Source organism: Pseudomonas phoenicis (genome assembly GCF_047302395.1).
Lineage (GTDB): Bacteria > Pseudomonadota > Gammaproteobacteria > Pseudomonadales > Pseudomonadaceae > Aquipseudomonas.
In genome coordinates this window covers 1011925-1027176 of record NZ_CP154852.1, presented here as the reverse complement: position 1 = coordinate 1027176, position 15252 = coordinate 1011925, and the positions used below count along the sequence as shown (strand labels likewise).

Below are 15252 nucleotides of genomic sequence, written 5' to 3'. Positions count from 1 at the left end.
TTCAGGTTCTTCCCCGACATTCCGCCCGCAGGAAACCGTCTGGAGAAGCCGTGATGAGCAAACAACAACATACCCTCCACCTCAGCGAATCAGCCCAGGTCGACCGGCAATCGGTGCAACCCTTCACCCGTTCGCGCAAGGTCTATGTCGAGGGTTCGCGCCCGGACATCCGCGTGCCGATGCGCGAGATCAGCCTGGACGACACCCCCACCGACTTCGGCGGCGAGCCCAACGCACCGGTGCTGGTCTACGACACCTCCGGCCCCTACACCGACCCCAGCGTCATCATCGACGTGCGTAAGGGCCTGGGCGACGTGCGCTCGGCCTGGATCGACGACCGCGGCGACACCGAGCGCCTCGGCGGGCTGAGCTCGCACTTCGGCCAACAGCGCCTGAACGACCCCGAACTGACCCGCCTGCGCTTCAACCATGTGCGCAACCCACGGCGGGCCAAGGCCGGCGCCAACGTGTCGCAGATGCACTACGCGCGTCAGGGCATCGTCACCGCCGAGATGGAATACATCGCCATCCGCGAGAACATGAAGCTGCAAGAGGCGCGCGCCGCCGGCCTGCTCGACCAGCAGCACGCCGGGCACAGCTTCGGCGCCAGCATCCCCAAGGAGATCACCGCCGAGTTCGTCCGCGAGGAAGTCGCTCGCGGCCGCGCGATCATCCCCGCCAACATCAACCACACCGAACTCGAGCCGATGATCATCGGCCGCAACTTCCTGGTGAAGATCAACGGCAACATCGGCAACAGTGCCCTGGGCTCCTCCATCGAAGAGGAAGTGGCCAAGCTGACCTGGGGCATCCGCTGGGGCTCGGACACGGTCATGGACCTGTCCACCGGCAAGCATATCCACGAAACCCGCGAGTGGATCATCCGCAACTCGCCGGTGCCGATCGGTACGGTGCCGATCTACCAGGCGCTGGAGAAGGTGGGCGGCGTGGCCGAAGACCTGACCTGGGAGCTGTTCCGCGACACGCTCATCGAGCAGGCCGAGCAGGGTGTGGACTACTTCACCATCCATGCCGGCGTACTGCTGCGCTACGTGCCGCTGACGGCCAAGCGCGTCACCGGCATCGTCAGCCGTGGCGGCTCGATCATGGCCAAGTGGTGCCTGGCGCATCACAAGGAGAACTTCCTCTACACCCACTTCGAAGACATCTGCGAAATCATGAAGGCCTACGACGTCAGCTTCTCGCTCGGCGACGGTCTGCGGCCGGGCTCGATCGCCGATGCCAACGATGCCGCGCAGTTCGGTGAGCTGGAAACCCTCGGCGAGCTGACCAAGATCGCCTGGAAGCACGACGTGCAGTGCATGATCGAAGGCCCGGGCCATGTGCCCATACAGTTGATTAAGGAGAACATGGACAAGCAGCTCGAGTGCTGCGACGAGGCGCCGTTCTACACCCTCGGCCCCCTGACCACAGACATCGCGCCGGGCTACGACCACATCACCTCCGGCATCGGGGCGGCGATGATCGGCTGGTTCGGCTGCGCCATGCTCTGCTATGTCACGCCCAAGGAACACCTGGGCTTGCCGAACAAGGACGACGTCAAGACCGGCATCATCACCTACAAGATCGCCGCCCATGCCGCAGACTTGGCCAAGGGCCATCCGGGCGCGCAGATCCGTGACAACGCGCTGTCCAAGGCACGCTTCGAGTTCCGCTGGGAAGACCAGTTCAACCTCGGCCTGGACCCGGATACCGCGCGTGCCTTCCATGACGAGACGCTGCCCAAGGAGTCGGCCAAGGTCGCGCATTTCTGTTCGATGTGCGGGCCGAAGTTCTGCTCGATGAAGATCACCCAGGAGGTGCGTGAATACGCGGCCAACCTGCGCATCGACGCGGTGGACGTGTCGGTGGAGGAGGGCATGCGCGAGCAGGCCGAACGCTTCCGCCAGGAGGGTAGCCAGTTGTACCAGAAGGTCTGATCCATGTGGGGCAGCCCCCTTCCAGGCCCCGCCCTTGGCCTGACGGAGCGCGGCGGCTGAGTTGGGCCTGCGCTGCAGGCCATCGCGGCTGAAGCCGCTCCCACAGGAAGGCCGTAGCCTTGAAAATGCGCATCCACTTTCCTGACGGATCGCGGTGGCTGAACGTATTGATCGGCCATGGCCGGTTTCTTCTATCACTTCACCCCCTGCGCGAGCGCACCCATGACTGAGATCAGCACGTTTTCCCCCGACCACCCCGTCCCCCCCAGCCAGCGCGTCCTCGGCGGCCGGGACCTTTTTTCGCTGTGGTTTTCCCTGGGCGTAGGCCTGATGGTGTTGCAGGTGGGCGCGCTGCTGGCGCCGGGCCTGGGCCTGGCCGGCGCTCTGCTGGCGATCGTGGCTGGCAGTGCAGTAGGCGTGCTGTTGCTGGCGTCAGTGGCAGTGATCGGCTGCGACACCGGCCTGTCGGCCATGGCCACCCTGCGTCTGACCCTGGGGCGCAACGGCGCACGTCTGCCGGCTGCGCTCAACCTGCTGCAACTGGTGGGCTGGGGCGCCTTCGAGATCATCGTCATGCGCGACGCCGCGAGCCTCCTGGCCACCCGCGCCTTCGGCGCCGCCAGCGGCTGGAGCAATCCCTTGCTGTGGACCCTGTGCTTCGGCGCCCTGGCCACCCTGCTCGCGGTCAGCGGGCCGCTGACCTTCGTGCGCCAGGTACTGCGCCGCTGGGGCATCTGGCTGCTGCTCGGCGCCTGCCTGTGGCTGACCTGGAACCTGCTGGCCAAGGCGGATCTGGCGACCTTGTGGGCGCGCCCCGGCGACGGTTCGCTGTCGTTGGCGGTGGGCCTGGACATCGTCGTCGCCATGCCGCTGTCGTGGTTGCCGTTGATCGCCGACTATTCGCGCTTCGGCCAGCGTGCCGAGCGCGTGTTCGGCGGCACGGCGCTAGGCTTTTTCCTCGGCAATGCCTGGCTGATGAGCCTGGGCGTGGCCTACACCCTGGCGTTCGCGCCCAGTGGCGAGGTCGACGCGCTGCTGCTGGCGCTCGCCGGCGCCGGGTTGGGCCTGCCATTGCTGTTGATTCTGCTCGACGAGTCGGAAAACGCCTTCGCCGACATCCACTCGGCGGCGGTGTCCAGCGGCACGCTGGTGCGCATGAAGGTCGAACACCTGGCCTTGGCCATCGGCGTACTGTGCACACTGATCGCCCTGCTGGCGCCGCTGGCGCAGTACCAGAACTTCCTTCTGCTGATCGGTTCGGTGTTCGCGCCGCTGTTCGGCGTGGTGCTGGTGGACCATTTCGTCTTGCGTCGGCGCGTAGCGGCGCAGGTCGAGGCAATGGGCATGCGGGCGCTGCTGGCCTGGGCGGCGGGGGTGGCGACCTACCACGGCATCGCCCATGGGGCGGCGGAAGTGGGCGCCACGCTGCCAGCCTTGCTGCTGGCAGGTGGGCTGTATGCGCTGCTGGGCTTCAGCCGCGGCCGGGGAACAGCTCGGGCTTGAGCACACCGTTCAGGCGCGGGTAGGGGATCTTCAGCTCGACGTGGCCCATGGAGTACGGGGCGATGGCATAGACCTCGTACTTCACGATCAAGGCGCCGTAGGTCAGGGCGATGTGCGGCGACTTGCGGAAGGGCCAGGTCTTGATGAACTCCGGGTCCTTGTCCATCTCGACGCTCATCAGCCAGGCCTTGTGCGACTCGGCCACGGTTTTCCAGAAGGTCTCTTCCTGACCGGGCAGGAGCATGTCCTGCAAGGTCAGCACCTTGTCCTGCTGGCGCGAGTAGTTGATGAACGCGCGGCCCGGCATGCCATGGGCGCCGCCGCTGTCGAGGTAGCTGGACAGCTCGACGATCACCAGCCCGTCATGCTGCTCGCGTACCTTGGCTTGCAGGTAGCTGCTGTTGCGCTGTTGGGCGGTGGCCAGATACTGCTGTTCGTAGGCCTTGAGCGACGGCGCGGCCGTGCTGCGTGCGTTGTCTTCGGTCAGCTGCAGCAGGCGGCTTTCGACGATGCCGTCGAGCTTGGGCAGTGCCGGGAACGACACGGTGTCGATGTTCACCAGCGGGCAGTCGCGCTCGCTGCAGCCGGGTTTGACGTGCTCCCAGGCCTCGCGCTTGACTTCGAGCGGCGCCCGGTAGTTCGGCGCGAACACGCTCTGGCAGGCGCCCAGCGCCAAGGCCAGCGCAGCCACGGCAGTCAGTTTGGCAAGCGTCATTGAGGTTCCTTGCAAGACGAGATGATCGGTCTTCGACCGTCGGCACGGCCTTCGGTTCGCCGCTACGCTAACAGAGTGGCAGGGGGCTTTGGCAACTGCGTCGAGCGCACGATAAGTGAGTGAAACACAGCGATGCGCAGAGTAGGATGGCGCGATGACGCCGTACGTTGTAAGAGGAACCTTCATGTCCAACCCTTTGCATTCCGAACCCAAAGCCGTCGAGATCGTCCAGCGCGAGCAGTGCTTCAAGGGCTTCTACCGCCTCGACAAGCTGCGCCTGCGCCATGAGCTGTTCGACGGCGGCATGAGCCGGGAGATCACCCGCGAGCTGTTCGTGCGCCACGATGCGGTATGCGTGTTGCCCTACGACCCGCAACGCGACGAAGTGGTGCTGATCGAGCAGTTCCGCGTCGGCGCCCTCGGCAAATCGAGCAACCCCTGGCTGATCGAGCTGGTCGCCGGTCTGATCGACAAGGACGAAGAGCCCGAGCAGGTCGCCCATCGCGAAGCCGAAGAAGAGGCTGGCCTGAGCTTCTCCGCACTCTGGCCGATGACCCGCTATTTCCCGTCCCCCGGTGGCAGCGACGAGTTCGTGCACCTGTTCCTCGGCCGCTGCAGCACCGAGCAGGCGGGTGGGGTGCATGGCCTGGAGGAAGAGGGCGAAGACATCCGCGTGCGGGTGTGGTCGTTCGAAGACGCGCTGCAAGCGGTGCGCGACGGCCGCATCGGCAATGCCGCGAGCATCATCGCCCTGCAATGGCTGGCGTTGAATCGCGCGGAAGTCCGGGGGATGTGGTCGTGAGCCCATCGCGTGAGCGCTACCGCGTCGACCTCGCCGGCTTGCAAGCCGCCTGCGAGGCCAACTACGCGCGGCTCATGCGCCTGCTGCCGGAGATGCGCAGTACGCAGAGCGAACGGCGCATCGGCATGACCCAGGGCGACCAGATGCTCGGCGTGCTGGCGTTGGAGGTGGTGCTGGCCTGCCCATACACCACCACCTTGCGCGTGCGCCAGGAGCACAGCCTGCCCTGGTTGCCGGTGCCGCAGATGGAAGTGCAGGTGTATCACGACGCACGCATGGCCGAAGTGGTCAGCGCCGAGCATGCGCGGCGCCTGCGCAGCATTTACCCCTACCCCAACGACGCCATGCACCAGCCCGATGAGAAGGCCCAGCTCAACCTGTTCCTCGGCGAGTGGCTGACCCACTGCCTGGCCTGGGGGCACGAGCTGGCCGTGGTTCGCTGAAATGTGAAGCCGGTCGGCTTGTGAACGTTGCATACCCCGACAGGGCGACGATAATTACGCTTCATCCGCACAAGGAGAGCGTCGTTGCTCCCGTCCAGCCCCGCCGCCCTGGCACCCATTCATGTGGTGCAACTGACCGACCCGCACCTGTTCGCCGATCCGGCCGGTGGCCTGCTGGGCGTCAACACCCGCGACAGCCTGCGCCATGTGCTGGCGCAGGTGCGCCGCGAACAACCGCGCATCGACCTGCTGCTGTGCACTGGCGACCTGACCCAGGACGCCAGCCCCGCCGCTTACCAAGCCTTTCGCACGCTGACCGATGGCCTGGCCGATGCCGCCCGCTGGCTGCCCGGAAACCACGACGCCCCGCAGGTCATGGCGCAGGTGGCGCCGCCTGCAGCGACCCAGGCGGTGACCGACCTGGGCGCCTGGCGCGTGATAACCCTCGACTCGGCGGTGGCCGGGTCGAACCATGGCTGGCTCGAAGACGACCAGTTCGACGTGTTGCAACGGGCGCTGGACGGCGCGGATTCGCGGCATTGCCTGGTGTGCCTGCACCACCAGCCGGTGGACGTCGGCTGCGCCTGGATCGCGCCCATCGGCCTGCGCAATGGCGAACGCCTGCTGGCGCTGCTGCAAGACCATGCGCAGGCGCGTGGCCTGCTCTGGGGGCACATCCACCAGCCTTGGGACGAACAGCGCGGCGGTCTGCGCCTGCTGGCCACGCCGTCCACCTGCATCCAGTTCGCCGCCGGCAGCGCGGACTTCGAGGTCAGCCAGGAAGCGCCGGGTTACCGTTGGCTGCGCCTGTATGCCGATGGCCGGATCGAAACCGGTGTGCGGCGTGCCGAAGATTTCGTCGTCACCCTGGACTTCGACAGCCCCGGCTACTGACGCGCCGTCACGCCTGCGGCGTATGCCCGCACGCGTCGGCCACTGCGCCAAATGCCCGCGAACACGGTACAATGCGCGTTTCCCAGCGCTTGCCGAGCGGGCGCTGCATTGCAGATGCCGAGGGCACGATGTCGGGTTCGATCCTTTACATACACGGTCTCAACAGCTCGCCTCTGTCGCGCAAGGCCAGCCAGTTGACGGCGGCCATGGGCCACCTCGGGCTGCTCGACCGCTTGCGCGTCCCGGCCCTGCACCACCACCCGCGTCAGGCTCTGGCGCAACTCGAAGCCGCTTTGGCCGAGCTGGGCGGAGCGCCGCTGTTGGTCGGCAGCTCGCTCGGCGGCTATTACGCCACGTACCTGGCCGAGCGCCATGGCCTCAAGGCCCTGTTGATCAACCCGGCGGTCGCACCGCACCGCCTGTTCGACGGCTACCTGGGCACCCAGCGCAACCTGTACAGCGACGAAACCTGGGAGCTGACCCTCGACCACGTCCAGGCGTTGGCCGAACTGGAAGTGCCGCCACCGCAAGCGGTCGAGCGCATCCAGGTCTGGCTGCAGACCGGCGACGAAACCCTCGACTACCGCCACGCCGAGCGCTACTACCAGCACTGCGACCTGCGCATCGAAAACGGTGGCGACCACAGCTTCCAAGGGTTCGCCGCGCACCTGCCGGCGCTGCTGCGCCTGGCCGACATCGACGCCGAGCGCCTCGGCGCGTTCGACGCCGCTGCCTTTTGATCTTTCCCGCATTCACCAGACTGACGACGAGAACCCATGGCCAATCCCAGCGCTAGCGCCTATAACGCAGACGCCATCGAAGTCCTCTCCGGCCTCGACCCGGTCCGCAAGCGGCCGGGCATGTACACCGACACCAGCCGGCCCAACCACCTCGCCCAGGAAGTCATCGACAACAGCGTCGACGAAGCCCTGGCCGGCCACGCACGTTCCATCCAAGTGGTGCTGCATGCCGACCACTCCCTGGAAGTCAGCGACGACGGCCGCGGCATGCCCGTGGACATCCACCCCGAAGAAGGGGTGTCCGGCGTCGAGCTGATCCTCACCAAGCTGCATGCCGGCGGCAAGTTCTCCAACAAGAACTACCAGTTCTCCGGCGGCCTGCACGGGGTCGGCATTTCGGTGGTCAACGCCCTGTCGAACCAGGTGCGCGTGCGCGTCAAACGCGACGGCAACGAATACCAGATGACCTTCGCCGACGGCTTCAAGGCCACGGAGCTTGCCGTCATCGGCACGGTCGGCAAGCGCAACACCGGCACCAGCGTGTATTTCAGCCCCGATCCGAAATACTTCGATTCGGCGAAGTTTTCCATCAGCCGCCTCAAGCACGTGCTCAAGGCCAAGGCCGTCCTCTGCCCAGGGTTGTCGATCAGCTTCGAAGACAAAGGCACCGGCGAGAAGGTCGAGTGGCATTACCAGGACGGCCTACGCTCCTACCTGGTCGATGCGGTCAGCGAATTCCAGCGCCTGCCGGACGAGCCGTTCTGCGGTTCGTTGGCCGGCAACAAGGAGGCGGTCGACTGGGCGCTGCTGTGGCTGCCCGAAGGTGGCGACAGCTTGCAGGAAAGCTACGTCAACCTGATCCCCACGGCCCAGGGCGGCACCCACGTCAACGGCCTGCGCCAGGGCCTGCTCGACGCCATGCGCGAGTTCTGCGAGTTCCGCAACCTGCTGCCGCGCGGCGTCAAGCTGGCCCCGGAAGACGTCTGGGAGCGCATCGCCTTCGTCCTGTCGATGAAGATGCAGGACGCGCAGTTCTCCGGGCAGACCAAGGAACGCCTGTCTTCCCGCGAGGCCGCAGCCTTCGTGTCCGGCGTGGTCAAGGACGCCTTCAGCCTGTGGCTCAACGCCCACCCCGAACTGGGCCTGCAACTGGCCGAGCTTGCCATCAGCAACGCCGGTCGGCGCCTGAAGGCGAGCAAGAAGGTCGAGCGCAAGCGCGTGACCCAAGGCCCGGCCCTGCCTGGCAAGTTGGCCGACTGCGCCGGCCAGGACCCGATGCGCGCCGAGCTGTTCCTGGTCGAGGGCGACTCGGCCGGCGGCTCGGCCAAGCAGGCGCGGGACAAGGAATTCCAGGCCATCCTGCCGCTGCGCGGGAAGATCCTGAACACCTGGGAAGTCGACGGCGGCGAAGTCCTGGCCAGCCAGGAAGTGCACAACATCGCCGTGGCCATCGGCGTCGATCCCGGCGCCAGCGATCTGGCGCAACTGCGTTACGGCAAGATCTGCATCCTCGCCGACGCCGACTCCGACGGCCTGCACATCGCCACCTTGCTCTGCGCGCTGTTCGTCCAGCACTTCCGCCCGCTGGTGGATGCCGGGCACGTGTACGTGGCCATGCCGCCGCTGTACCGCATCGACCTGGGCAAGGAAATCTACTACGCCCTGGACGAGGCCGAGCGCGACGGCATCCTCGACCGCCTGGTGGCCGAGAAGAAGCGCGGCAAGCCGCAGGTCACCCGCTTCAAGGGCCTGGGCGAAATGAACCCGCCGCAATTGCGCGAGACCACCATGGACCCCAACACCCGGCGCCTGGTGCAACTGACCCTGGAAGACGTGGCGGCTACCTGCGAGCTGATGGACAAGCTGCTAGCCAAGAAACGCGCAGGCGACCGCAAGAGCTGGCTGGAAACCAAGGGCAACCTGGTCGAGGTCATGGTGTGATCCGTGGCTGGCTCGCCGCGCTGCTGATGTGCTTGGCGCCTGCCGCGCTGGCTGGCGATTGGTCCGAACTGAAGCTGATCAGCGAACACCCCATCGAGGGCATGCGCGGCGGCAACCTGTCGGGGCTGGCGGCGTGCCGCGGGGCCTTGTGGGGCGTGTCCGACCGCGACGACGACCGCCTCTACCGCTTCGATACGAAGCCTGCGGTGTGGGCTGCCGAAACGGTCGAGTTCGCGCCGCCAGCGGTGCCGGAAAGCGGCCTGCCCTGGGGCTTGCAGGCGCGCAACCAGGCGGCGGCGCTGGTGCGCGGCGGTGCGCTGGACTACGAAGGCGTCACCTGCGACCAGGCCGGCAACCTCTACCTGGTCAGCGAGGCCCACGCCGCGGTGCTGCAATTGCCGCTGGCGGGCGAGCCGAACTGGCTGAAGATCGACTCGGCCATGGTGCGCCAGGCCCGCGCCAGCGGCATGCTGCTGCACTTCAATGCGCTGTTCGAAGGCTTGGCGATCAACCCCGCCGGCGACCGCCTGTGGCTGGCCGCCGAGCGCGAGCGTCGCGGCCTGGTAGCCATCGAGCGGCGGCAGTCGGTGTGGAATTGCGGCCACAGTTGCGTGTTGCTCAGCGAAGCCGGGGTCGAAAGGCAACCGGCGCAGATGCCACACCCGCGCAACCGCCCGCGCGATTTCTCCGACCTGGCCTACCACCAGGGCAAGCTGTTCACCCTGGAGCGCAATGCCTACCGCATCTGTCGCCGCGACACGGGCAGCGGTGCGGTCGAGCGTTGCTGGTCGTTCGCCGCCGAAGCGTTGACCGACACGCGGCGCTACGACCAGCCCTTCGGCCTGGCCGAGGCCTTGGTGATCGACGACAAGGGTGCCTGGATCGGCCTGGACAACAACAACGCCCATCGCGCTGACGGTGAACTCAGGCCCATCGTCTGGCGCTTCGCCGCGCCCGACGGTGGCTGGAGCGCCCAGCCATGAGCCAGCCGGCCGGCAAACGCGCAGGCAAGATCCTGATGCTGCTGGCGTGGGCCGCAGGGCTGTTCCTGGCCACGCGATTCTTCGGGCAGTGGGAAGCGCGCCAGTACAACCCCAACACCCAGGTACAGTCCGAGCACGGCGCCGACTTCATCGAGGTGCGGCTGCTGGGCAACGGCCAGGGCCATTTCGTCGCCGACGGCGCGATCAATGGCCAGGCCGTGCACTTCATGCTCGACACCGGCGCCACAGACGTCGCCATTCCCGAGGGGCTGGCGCGTCAGTTGGGCCTGGAGCGCGGCGCACCGGTGACCCTGAGCACCGCCAACGGCCGCACCGAAGGCTATCGCACGCGCCTCGCCGAACTGGCGCTGGGCGACATCCGCCTGCGCGACCTGCGCGCCCTGGTGGTGCCGGGCCTGGACGGCGACCAGGTGCTGCTGGGCATGAGCGCCTTGCAACGACTTGAATTTACCCAGCGCGGCGGCACCTTGCTGCTGCGCCAGAACTTGAAATGACGAGGCTCGCATGAGCGACTTACAAGACAGTCTCGACGGCGTCGAGCGCCGTTCGCTGGCCGAATTCACCGAGCAGGCCTACCTCACCTATTCCATGTACGTGATCATGGACCGGGCCCTGCCGCACATCGGCGACGGGCTCAAGCCCGTGCAACGGCGCATCGTCTACGCCATGAGCGAGCTGGGCCTGGATGCTGACGCCAAGCACAAGAAATCGGCACGTACCGTGGGCGACGTGCTCGGTAAATTCCATCCCCACGGCGACTCGGCCTGCTACGAGGCCATGGTGCTGATGGCCCAGCCGTTCAGCTACCGTTACACCCTGGTCGACGGCCAGGGCAACTGGGGTGCGCCGGACGATCCCAAGTCCTTCGCTGCCATGCGCTACACCGAAGCGCGCCTGTCGCGCTACGCCGAAGTACTGCTCAGCGAAGTCGGCCAGGGCACCGTGGATTGGGTGCCGAACTTCGACGGCACCTTGCAGGAACCGGCGGTGCTGCCGGCACGCCTGCCGAACATCCTGCTCAACGGCACCACCGGCATCGCCGTGGGCATGGCCACCGATGTGCCGCCGCACAACCTGCGCGAAGTCGCCACGGCCTGCGTGCGCCTGCTCGACGAGCCCAAGGCCACGGTCGAGCAGCTGTGCGAGCACATCCAGGGGCCGGACTACCCCACCGAAGCCGAGATCATCACGCCGCGCGCCGACCTGCTCAAACTCTACGAGAGCGGGCGCGGCTCGATCCGCATGCGCGCGGTATACCGCGTCGAAGATGGCGACATCGTGGTCACCGCATTGCCGCACCAGGTCTCCGGAGCCAAGGTGATGGAGCAGATCGCGGCGCAGATGCAGGCGAAAAAGCTGCCGATGGTGGCCGACCTGCGCGACGAGTCTGACCACGAGAACCCGTGCCGCCTGGTGATCATTCCGCGTTCGAACCGCGTGGACGCCGCCGAGCTGATGCAGCACCTGTTCGCCACCACCGACCTGGAAAGCAGCTACCGGGTCAACGTCAACATCATCGGTCTGGACGGGCGCCCGCAGCTGAAGAACCTGCGCACGCTGTTGCAGGAATGGCTGCAGTACCGCATCGGCACCGTGCGCCGGCGTCTGCAGTTTCGCCTGGACAAGGTCGAACGGCGCCTGCACCTGCTCGACGGCTTGCTCACCGCCTTCCTCAACCTCGACGAAGTGATCCACATCATTCGTACCGAGGACCAGCCCAAGCAGGCGCTGATCGCCCGTTTCGAGCTGAGCGAGACCCAGGCCGACTACATCCTCGAGACACGCCTGCGGCAATTGGCGCGCCTGGAGGAAATGAAGATCCGTGGCGAGCAGGACGAACTGCTCAAGGAACAGGCCAAACTCAGCGGTTTGCTGGGCAGCGAAGCCAAGCTGCGCAAGCTGGTGCGCAGCGAGCTGCTCAAGGATGCCGAGACCTATGGCGATGCGCGCCGCTCGCCCATCGTCGAGCGTGCCGAGGCCAAGGCCTTGTCGGAAAACGAGCTGATGCCGGCCGAGCCGGTCACCGTGGTGCTGTCCGAAAAAGGCTGGATCCGCTGCGCCAAAGGCCATGACATCGACGCGACGGGGTTGGCCTACAAAGCGGGCGACGGCTTCAAGGCCGCAGCGGCCGGGCGTTCCAACCAATTCGCCGTGCTCATCGACTCCACTGGGCGCAGCTATTCGCTGGCCGCCCACAGTCTGCCCTCGGCACGGGGCCAGGGCGAACCCCTGACCGGGCGTCTGACGCCGCCGCCGGGCGCGACCTTCGACTGTGTGCTGGTGCCCGAAGACAGTGCGCTGTATGTGGTGGCCTCCGATGCCGGCTATGGTTTCGTGGTCAAGGGCGAAGACCTGCAAGCCAAGAACAAGGCAGGCAAGGGGCTGTTGAGCCTGCCCAACGGGTCGAAGGTCATGGCGCCGCGCCCGGTGCTCGACCGCGCCAACGACTGGCTGGCGGCGGTCACCACCGAAGGCCGCCTGCTGGTGTTCAAGATCAGCGACCTGCCGCAATTGGGCAAAGGCAAGGGCAACAAGATCATTGGTGTGCCGGGCGAGCGGGTGGCCAGCCGCGAAGAGTACGTCAGCGACCTGGCGGTGTTGGGCGAGGGTTCGACCCTGGTGCTGCAGGCCGGCAAACGCACTCTGTCGCTCAAGCCCGACGACCTCGAACACTACAAGGGCGAACGCGGTCGGCGTGGCAGCAAACTGCCACGCGGCTTCCAGCGCGTCGACGGCCTGACGGTGGAACGGCCTGCCTGAATGGGCGAGACGCCGCGGCTTTTAAGTGCTGGAGTCGCGCCGCCATTTCACGGATGATAGCCCCCCGCGGCGCCAGGGCCCCTGATGCGCCCAGAGGTTTACTTGAGTATCACTGCGGCTCGCCCCGTGCGGCCGCCTGGATGGGACGAATGAGATTTCCACGCCTTCCATTGACGTTGTTGATGACTGGCCTGTTGACCCTGGCCGGATGCAGCGTGCATCAGCCCGTGGCGTTGTACCAGCTGGACAGTGGCCAGCCCGGGCAGCCGACCCAGGCTTCCGGTATGGCCGTGGTGGTGGGCCCGGTGTCGGTGGCCGACTACCTGCAGCGTGAAACCTTCCTGCAACGCCAAGCCGACGGCAGCCTGAGCGCTGCGGTCGACGGGCGTTGGGCGGGCAGTTTGTCGTCGGACATCGACCAACTGCTGGTGCGCCAGTTGGCCTGGCGCCTGGACAGCCAGCGCGTGGTGCTGGCGCCGGCCGGCACCGGCTTTACGCCTGATGCGCAGGTGCTGCTGTCGATCACGCGGTTGGATTCGGGCAGCAAGCAGCCAGCCGTGCTCGACGCGCAGTGGCGCGTGCTGGATCGCCGCGGGCAGGTGCGCGACAACCGCATCGTGCACCTGGAGCAACCCCACGCAGGCAGCGAAAGCGCCCAGGTGCAGGCTCAAGGGCAGTTGCTGCAAAAGCTGGCCGAGCAGTTGAGCACTGCACTCAAGCCTTTGGCCAACCAGCCGGCGCTGGTCGAGACGCCGGTGAAGAAGCCTGCCGCGCAGGTCAAGCGCGGGCCGGAAAAGTCGCGCATTCCCATGGCGTCGCCGGTGCGGACCGATATGGAAGTCTATCGCTTCTAAGCCGCGTCACCGACCAATCGCCTCAACGAAAAAGCCCGCATCGCTGCGGGCTTTTTCGTGCCTGGCCGATCGAAATCAGCTGCGGTGCTCATGCATGCGCGCCAATTGGCGTTCGAGCATCGACGGGTAGGGCTCCAGCAGGCGCTCCACGCAACAGGCGCCTTCGGGGCTGGCGATGGGGCGGATGCGCGCGCGTTGGCGGATCAGCGAGTCGTCGCCGATCTGGCGCTCGACCAGCAGCAGGTTGCGGCTGTGCTGCGACAGCGCCAGGGCATCCTGGGCCTTCTCCGCCATGAGCAGGTCGACCTGGTCGAGCCCGTAGAGGTCGTCGTCCAGCGTCAGGCCCAGTTGCAGTTGCAGGGTGATGCCGCTGTCGGCCACCTCGATCTGCAAGGCGTGACCCAGGGCGCGCAACAACTCGCCACAGCAGATGGCGTTGGTCAGGTAGTCGTCGCCGCACTGGCGGCTGTGGAACAGCAGCAGGGCGCTGCCGTCGTTGAGCGAGTGCAACTCGCCTTCGTACAGCGAAACCGCCTGGTTCAGGCACTCGCGGTAGCGTTCCAGCAGCTCGCCGAGGCGGGTGCGCGGCAGGCGGCGCAGCTGTTCCTGGGAGCCCAGTTGCACGGCCAGCACGGCGGTGAACTGCGGTTCGCCGGGGGCTTCGTGGATCGGCTGGACCATGGGAACGGGTTGTTCGTCGTCGAGCAGGCCGGCGAAGGCTTCGTCGTCGTCATCGTCGGCATGCACTTGTGCGCGCGCGCTCGGCTTGGGGATGGCGGCACGTTCGCGCAAGCTCTGTGGGGCGTCGTCGGCAGTCAACGCGTCGTCGTCCTCGTCGTCGTATTCGAACTCGGGTTTCGGCTCTGGCTCGGGCTCGGGTGGCGCCGGTGGCGCCAGGCGGGCGTGCAGCTGGCGGGCCAGGTCGCCGATTTCGTCATGGCGCTCGGTGCCGGGGGTAAGGTGGTGCGGGTCGCGCAGCCAGACCCGCAATTGCAGCAGTGGGGTGCTGATGTAGCGCCCCAGGCGCAGGCTCAAGGTCAGCGCCAGGCACAGCAGGATGGCGGCCATGATGCCCATGCTCTGCAAGCTGATGAGCATCGGCTGCTGGAACTCGCTCATGTCCAGGCTGATGCGCAGTTGCCCGGCGGTGACGTCCTGGAAGGTGATCTTGCTCTGGTACAACCCCTCGGCTTCGCCCAGCAGGCCGTTGCGCGGCCGTTCGCCGGCTTCGGCGAGGATGCGGTTGTCCACGCTGTAGATGGCGGCGTGGGCCACCAGCGGGTTCTTCACCAGGTTGCCCAGCAGCACGTTGAGGCTGAGGATGTCGTTGGCCACCAGCAGCTCGGTGGCCGAGGAGGCGGTCTGCAACGTCAGGCTCTGGCCGAGGGCGTCGGCCTGGTCGTGCATGGCCTGCTTGAACTGCAGGCCCATGACGCAGGCATAGATCACCAACGCCAGCGCCACCATGAAAACGGTGTGGCTGGCGATGCGCAGAACCAAGGGAATGCGACGTTGGCGCAGGGCGCGAAAGAGCATCACGAAGAAGTTGTCGGGTTTGACGGGCGTGGGCCGGATCACAGCGCGGCTCTTTATGGCAAAAAGTGTGGGGCGGAGTATAGCGACAGGTCATATGGCGGCAAAGTAGGCGATGTGCCC

At 66.5% G+C, this 15252-nt stretch carries 13 protein-coding genes; 11 read left to right on the top strand and 2 right to left on the bottom strand.

Going from position 1 to position 15252, the window contains the following annotated elements:
• The first annotated feature begins 53 nt into the window (after window positions 1–53).
• Window positions 54–1940 carry a phosphomethylpyrimidine synthase ThiC gene (gene thiC / locus AA0Z93_RS04760; protein ID WP_413046166.1) on the top strand — a complete coding sequence of 629 codons (1887 nt, stop codon included), beginning with the start codon at window positions 54–56 and terminating at the stop codon, window positions 1938–1940.
• Window positions 1941–2162: 222 nt separating this feature from the next.
• Complete coding sequence (gene cytX / locus AA0Z93_RS04755) at window positions 2163–3443, top strand: putative hydroxymethylpyrimidine transporter CytX (RefSeq protein ID WP_413046167.1); 1281 nt, start codon at window positions 2163–2165, stop codon at window positions 3441–3443.
• Here cytX and AA0Z93_RS04750 read toward each other — a convergent pair.
• Window positions 3412–4158, bottom strand: a complete 747-nt coding sequence (locus AA0Z93_RS04750) for an RsiV family protein (RefSeq protein WP_413046168.1) — start codon at window positions 4156–4158, stop codon at window positions 3412–3414. The genes cytX and AA0Z93_RS04750 overlap by 32 nt on opposite strands.
• A gap of 184 nt (window positions 4159–4342) precedes the next feature.
• On the opposite strand from AA0Z93_RS04750, the gene AA0Z93_RS04745 reads away from it, so the two are divergent.
• From AA0Z93_RS04745 to AA0Z93_RS04705, 9 genes are all read left to right on the top strand, one after another.
• Entirely contained in the window at window positions 4343–4960 is a 618-nt protein-coding gene (locus AA0Z93_RS04745; RefSeq protein WP_413046169.1) for an NUDIX domain-containing protein, read from the top strand.
• Window positions 4915–5403 (top strand): DUF1249 domain-containing protein, encoded by a 489-nt coding sequence (locus AA0Z93_RS04740; protein WP_413046170.1) that lies wholly within the window; start codon window positions 4915–4917, stop codon window positions 5401–5403. The genes AA0Z93_RS04745 and AA0Z93_RS04740 overlap by 46 nt, the downstream gene beginning before the upstream one ends.
• 84 nt (window positions 5404–5487) lie before the next feature.
• Window positions 5488–6297 (top strand): 3',5'-cyclic-AMP phosphodiesterase, encoded by an 810-nt coding sequence (gene cpdA, locus AA0Z93_RS04735; protein WP_413046171.1) that lies wholly within the window; start codon window positions 5488–5490, stop codon window positions 6295–6297.
• 128 nt (window positions 6298–6425) lie between these two features.
• Window positions 6426–7037, top strand: coding sequence for a YqiA/YcfP family alpha/beta fold hydrolase (locus tag AA0Z93_RS04730; protein WP_413048348.1), 612 nt, complete (start codon window positions 6426–6428; stop codon window positions 7035–7037).
• A 36-nt stretch (window positions 7038–7073) separates the two neighbouring features.
• The gene (parE, locus tag AA0Z93_RS04725; protein WP_413046172.1) at window positions 7074–8978 is read left to right on the top strand and encodes a DNA topoisomerase IV subunit B; all 1905 of its coding nucleotides are present in this window, start codon (window positions 7074–7076) and stop codon (window positions 8976–8978) included.
• Window positions 8975–9961, top strand: a complete 987-nt coding sequence (locus AA0Z93_RS04720) for an esterase-like activity of phytase family protein (RefSeq protein WP_413046173.1) — start codon at window positions 8975–8977, stop codon at window positions 9959–9961. The genes parE and AA0Z93_RS04720 overlap by 4 nt, the downstream gene beginning before the upstream one ends.
• Window positions 9958–10476, top strand: a complete 519-nt coding sequence (locus AA0Z93_RS04715) for a TIGR02281 family clan AA aspartic protease (RefSeq protein ID WP_413046174.1) — start codon at window positions 9958–9960, stop codon at window positions 10474–10476. Before AA0Z93_RS04720 ends, AA0Z93_RS04715 begins: the two co-directional genes overlap by 4 nt.
• A 10-nt stretch (window positions 10477–10486) precedes the next feature.
• On the top strand, window positions 10487–12742 hold the full coding sequence (gene parC / locus AA0Z93_RS04710; RefSeq protein WP_413046175.1) for a DNA topoisomerase IV subunit A: 2256 nt from the start codon (window positions 10487–10489) through the stop codon (window positions 12740–12742).
• Window positions 12743–12891: 149 nt separating this feature from the next.
• Window positions 12892–13596 carry a membrane integrity-associated transporter subunit PqiC gene (locus tag AA0Z93_RS04705; protein WP_413046176.1) on the top strand — a complete coding sequence of 235 codons (705 nt, stop codon included), beginning with the start codon at window positions 12892–12894 and terminating at the stop codon, window positions 13594–13596.
• A 75-nt stretch (window positions 13597–13671) separates the two neighbouring features.
• Here the strand turns inward: AA0Z93_RS04705 and AA0Z93_RS04700 are convergent, their stop codons facing one another.
• Window positions 13672–15174, bottom strand: coding sequence for a histidine kinase (locus AA0Z93_RS04700; RefSeq protein WP_413046177.1), 1503 nt, complete (start codon window positions 15172–15174; stop codon window positions 13672–13674).
• Window positions 15175–15252: the final 78 nt, after the last annotated feature.

Excerpts from the sequence above, each read along its gene's own strand:
- thiC (WP_413046166.1), top strand. The coding sequence starts at position 54 with ATGAGCAAACAACAACATACCCTCCACCTCAGCGAATCAGCCCAGGTC.
- cytX (WP_413046167.1), top strand. The coding sequence starts at position 2,163 with ATGACTGAGATCAGCACGTTTTCCCCCGACCACCCCGTCCCCCCCAGC.
- AA0Z93_RS04750 (WP_413046168.1), bottom strand. The coding sequence starts at position 4,158 with ATGACGCTTGCCAAACTGACTGCCGTGGCTGCGCTGGCCTTGGCGCTG.
- AA0Z93_RS04745 (WP_413046169.1), top strand. The coding sequence starts at position 4,343 with ATGTCCAACCCTTTGCATTCCGAACCCAAAGCCGTCGAGATCGTCCAG.
- AA0Z93_RS04740 (WP_413046170.1), top strand. The coding sequence starts at position 4,915 with ATGGCTGGCGTTGAATCGCGCGGAAGTCCGGGGGATGTGGTCGTGAGC.
- AA0Z93_RS04730 (WP_413048348.1), top strand. The coding sequence starts at position 6,426 with ATGTCGGGTTCGATCCTTTACATACACGGTCTCAACAGCTCGCCTCTG.
- parE (WP_413046172.1), top strand. The coding sequence starts at position 7,074 with ATGGCCAATCCCAGCGCTAGCGCCTATAACGCAGACGCCATCGAAGTC.
- AA0Z93_RS04715 (WP_413046174.1), top strand. The coding sequence starts at position 9,958 with ATGAGCCAGCCGGCCGGCAAACGCGCAGGCAAGATCCTGATGCTGCTG.
- parC (WP_413046175.1), top strand. The coding sequence starts at position 10,487 with ATGAGCGACTTACAAGACAGTCTCGACGGCGTCGAGCGCCGTTCGCTG.
- AA0Z93_RS04705 (WP_413046176.1), top strand. The coding sequence starts at position 12,892 with ATGAGATTTCCACGCCTTCCATTGACGTTGTTGATGACTGGCCTGTTG.